A 1,224-nucleotide genomic window follows, 5' to 3' on the forward strand; every position below is an offset into this window, starting at 1 on the left:
GCGGCCGCCCACCTGCGCGTGCCCTTCTTCGCGGTGGTGCTGCGCAAGGGCTATGGCCTGGGGGCGATGGGCATGGCGGCCGGGGGCTTCCATGCGCCGGTGTTCACCATCGCCTGGCCCACCGGTGAGTTCGGCGCCATGGGGCTGGAGGGGGCGGTGCGCCTGGGCTTTCGCAAGGAACTGGAGGCGGTGGCCGAGGGCGCGGAGCGCGATGCGCTGTTCCAGCAGCTGCTGGCGCGCCAGTACGCGCACGGCGAGGCGATGCACATGGCGAGCACGCTGGAGATCGACGCCGTGATCGACCCGGCCGAGACGCGCAGCTGGCTGGCGCGCGGGCTGGCGGGCAGCCGGGTGCAGCCGCGGCGCGGCGTGGGCATCGACCCCTGGTGAGCCTGCGGCCCGGCCCGGCCCGGGCCGCGGCTGCGCGGCGCTGAGACAATCGCCCCCCGTGCTGTCCATCCTCGCCACCACCTTTCCCTTCTTTGCCCTGGTCCTGGCGGGTTACGCCGCCACCCGGCGCGGGCTGCTGCCGGTGTCGGCGATCGCCGGGCTCAACAGCTTCGTGCTGTATTTCGCACTGCCGTGCATGCTCTACCGCTTCGGCTCGCAGACGCCGGTGGCGCAGCTGCTCGATCCGCGCGTGGCGGCCGTGTACCTGGCCAGCGGCGTGCTGATGGTGCTGGGCACGGTGGCGGCCACGCGCGCGCGCTGGGGCTGGAACGATGCGGCCTTTGGCGCCCTGGTGGCGGCCTTCCCCAATTCGGGCTTCATGGGCGTGCCGCTGCTGGTGGCGCTGCTGGGCGAGGCCAGTGCCGGCACGGTGATCCCGACCATGGCGCTGGACATGATCGTCACTTCCTCGCTGTGCGTGGCGCTGTCGCGCCTGTCGCTGGGCGAGGGCAGCGCGGGGCGTGCGCTGCGCCTGGCGCTGGCGGGGGTGCTGGCCAATCCGCTGCCTTGGTCGATCGCCCTGGGCGGGCTGGCCTCGGCGGCCTCGTTCGAGTTGCCGGGGCCGCTGGAGCAGACCGTCGCCATGCTCGCGGCGGCGGCCTCGCCGGTGGCGCTGTTCACCATCGGGGCGGTGCTGGCGCGCTCGCAGATGAACCACGCCGAAGCGGTGGCGCCGCGCGACTACGTGCCGGTCGCGCTGGCCAAGCTGTTGGTGCACCCGCTGCTGGTCTGGCTGGGCTGCCAGCTGGCGCGGCTGGCGGGCTGGCCGCTGCC

Annotated in this window: 2 protein-coding genes; both read left to right on the forward strand. The window is 74.0% G+C overall.

Features of this window, described 5'->3' with window-relative positions:
• A partial coding sequence (locus tag A612_RS01865) for a carboxyl transferase domain-containing protein (protein ID WP_040435615.1) occupies positions 1-390 on the forward strand: 390 nt, incomplete at its 5' end.
• A 58-nt stretch (positions 391-448) separates the two neighbouring features.
• Positions 449-1,224: AEC family transporter (locus A612_RS01870; protein WP_019372918.1), on the forward strand; the 776-nt coding region annotated here is incomplete at its 3' end.

The organism is Melaminivora alkalimesophila (assembly GCF_000282995.1).
Lineage (GTDB): Bacteria > Pseudomonadota > Gammaproteobacteria > Burkholderiales > Burkholderiaceae_C > Melaminivora > Melaminivora alkalimesophila.